Genomic DNA, 3,215 nt, shown 5'->3' with positions numbered 1-3,215 from the left:
TACACTTTTTTATATAACTTGGCTGGGATAAAACAAACCTCTTCACGAATAATTTTCTTTCCTATCGGTTTCATCTTTTCACCACAAGACTCACATTGGCAATCTTCACCATATAACTCACAGTGAATTTCTTCAACGGGTAAATCTTTGGTTAACTCGGCTTTACGACCGGATGCCTTACGTCGACGATACGTGATTTCTTCTGTGGGTTCAGTCTTTGTTTCGTGGTTTTCTAAATGAGGATCCTCAAAAAGTGAGAGTTGATTTGGATCAATTTTAGTTTTCTCGCTTGAGGATCCATAAAGCTTTTGGTACTATAAAACTCGTAGGAAATACACCAGTATTTGTGTGTGGATTCTATGAGTTTTATTTTTTATGATTAAGAGGTGATGGGGTAACGGAGAGCTTTTAGGGTTTTAACATCCGGAACAAAAAGTGTTACCCCACTCTATTCATTCAACATTCGATTAAGCAAGTTGGTACTAAGCTACCGTGTAACGAACCAAAATGAGGTGAATCAATAGAGATGGGAACCTATCATAAAAGAATATAAAGGAAAGGTGATTAAATGATTTCGATTGGAATTGATGTCTCAAAACGAAAAAGCACCGTGGCTATCATCAATGTGATGGGTGAAATCTTACAAACACCTTTTGATATTGAACATTCAAAACACGGACTTGAGAAACTATGGGATTTAATCAAAGACTATCCTAAAGATCAAGTCAAGTTTATTATGGAGGCCACAGGGATTTATCACTTAGGTTTATTAAATGAACTTCAAAAACAAGGCTATTTTGTTCATGTAGCGAATCCTTTACTCATCAAAAAATATTTTGATGCAGAGATTCGAAAAGGGAAAACCGATCGAAAAGATGCCTTGAAACTTTCTCGATATGGAACGGAGAAATGGTGGCTATTACAAGAACATTCAACAACTGATCAAGTTTATCTGGACTTACAATTTCTATCACGAGAATACAATTCATTTCTGGCAGCTAAAATTAAACTAAAGGTACAGTTATCTAATTTAATAGAACGTACATTTCCAGGCCTTGAAAAGATTTTGAAAGGTCATTACTGGGCACTATTATTGGATTTTTATGAACTGTATCCATGTGCGTCGTTAGTTCGAGAAATGAGCGAGAAAAAATTCTCAACTAAATTTATTAAATTGGCCGCAAAAAAAGGACACCGTAAAGGTGCCCAGATCGCACAGAGTATCTATCAGCTGGCTCATGAGTGCGTCACGTTTGAACCGAATAATCAGGTTGCAGCCCTCTCGGTTAAACACTGTGTCACCCTCCTTCGTTCGACGGAAGAGGCAACTATAGACATTATAACACAAATGAATGAGTTGGCTAAAGAACTTCCTGAATATGAGGTGGTTAAAAAGATGAAAGGTGTAGGAGATAAATTAGCTCCCCGTTTAATCGCTGAAATAGGAGATGTGAGACGATTTAAAGATTCAAAAAGTTTAATTGCCTATGCAGGAATTGATGCGCCACCTTATCAATCTGGTCAATTTGAAGGAACAAATCGGCATATCTCTAAGCGAGGATCCAAAAGTTTAAGGAAATGTGGTTATGAAGTGATGATGGCTCTAAAATCATCAAAACCTAAAGAAGATAACGCAGTGTACGAATATATGCTCAAAAAAGAAGCTGAAGGAAAAAATAAAAAGTTAGTTAAAATAGCAGGATTAAATAAATTTTTAAGAATGTATTATGCACGAGTGATGGAAGTTTATCAAAACTAAATTGATCCTCATTATCCATAAATTTCAAAAAGACACTTCTAAGAGTGTCTTTTCGTCGTGCTTTTTTTCAACGATTAAAAAAAGTTAATTTTTTTCTAAAATTCTATTGATTTATGTTAGCAAGTTTGATTTCTAAGGTTGATTATAATTAGAGGAACTATCTTTTTAGGTCTAGGTAGAAAAAGAATATTTATCTTAATTGAAGATCATGAGAGCCACCTTTATGTTTCCTGATTAGTAAAGGTAATTTCTTAACAGATTCTTATAAGTTCATTTGGAGGTAGATGAAAGTGAAAAGGGATGGCATTAAAATTGTAACAATTGGGGGAGGAAGTAGCTATACTCCTGAATTAATGGAAGGATTTATCAAACGATATGAAGAGTGTCCGATTAAAGAGTTTTGGTTAGTCGACGTAGAAGAGGGAAAAGAAAAATTAGAGATTGTTGGACAAATGGCACAAAGAATGTGGGATGCATCACCGTATGATGTAAAAGTTTATTTAACTCTTGATCGTCGTGAAGCATTAATTGATGCAGATTTTGTTACAACTCAATTTAGAGTAGGATTATTAAATGCACGCATTAAAGATGAGCGAATTCCATTTTCTTATGGCATGCTTGGTCAGGAAACGAATGGGGCTGGGGGAATGATGAAAGCCTTCCGAACAGTTCCGGTTATTTTAGATATCGTAGAGGATATGAAAGAGTTATGTCCAGATGCCTGGTTAATTAATTTTACAAATCCAAGTGGGATGATTACGGAAACAGTGATCAAATATGGAAAATGGGAAAAATGCATTGGTTTATGTAATGTACCCGTGAACTCGATGATGAAAGAACCTGAAATGCTTTCGATAAATGGGGAAGAATTAATTTATCAATTTGCTGGTTTAAATCATTTTCACTGGCATAAAGTATTTGATAAAACAGGAAAAGACATTACAGAGGATATTATTGATGCCATGTATACTAAAGATGATGGAACCCCTACTAATATTTTTAAAGTTGATTTTGTGAGAGAACAATTAGAACAAATGAAAGTCATTCCATGTGGATATCATCGGTATTATTATTTACAAGATGAAATGTTAAAGCATGGATTAGAAGAGTATCATGGGATAGGTACACGAGGAGAACAAGTTAAGAAGACAGAAGCGGAACTATTTGAATTATATAAAGATCCAACTCTTAATTATAAGCCAGAACAACTCACACAACGCGGAGGAACAGATTATAGCGATGCTGCCTGCGAATGTATTAATGCCATCTATAATAATAAAAATATTCCGATGGTGGTATCAACAAAAAATAATGGAGCATTACCTGATTTAGATGCTGATAGTATCATTGAAGTAACGAGTTATTTAACAGCCAAGGGAGCATCGCCTGTTGCGTGGGGGAAACTAAATAGTGCTGAAAAAGGATGGCTACAAGTCATGAAGGCTATGGAAGAATG

The 3,215-nt window shown here is 35.2% G+C and carries 2 protein-coding genes and 1 pseudogene; 2 read left to right on the top strand and 1 reads right to left on the bottom strand.

Annotation, left to right across the window (positions count from 1 at the left end):
- Positions 1-299: pseudogene (locus J6D32_RS14085) on the bottom strand (IS66 family transposase); the annotation flags it as partial.
- Positions 300-568: 269 nt separating this feature from the next.
- Between J6D32_RS14085 and J6D32_RS09880 the strand changes: the two are divergent.
- A complete protein-coding gene (locus J6D32_RS09880; RefSeq protein WP_256656475.1) occupies positions 569-1,759 on the top strand; it encodes an IS110 family RNA-guided transposase in 1,191 nt (396 codons plus the stop codon).
- Positions 1,760-2,049: 290 nt separating this feature from the next.
- On the top strand, positions 2,050-3,215 hold a 1,166-nt coding region (locus J6D32_RS09875), incomplete at its 3' end, for a 6-phospho-beta-glucosidase (RefSeq protein ID WP_287467641.1).

The sequence above is a fragment of the Turicibacter sp. genome (assembly GCF_017941855.1).
GTDB classification, from domain to species: domain Bacteria; phylum Bacillota_I; class Bacilli_A; order MOL361; family Turicibacteraceae; genus Turicibacter; species Turicibacter sanguinis.
This window is presented reverse-complemented; position numbering and strand designations above follow the sequence as displayed.

Coding starts and splice junctions, on each gene's coding strand:
- J6D32_RS09880 (WP_256656475.1), top strand. CDS start 569: ATGATTTCGATTGGAATTGATGTCTCAAAACGAAAAAGCACCGTGGCT.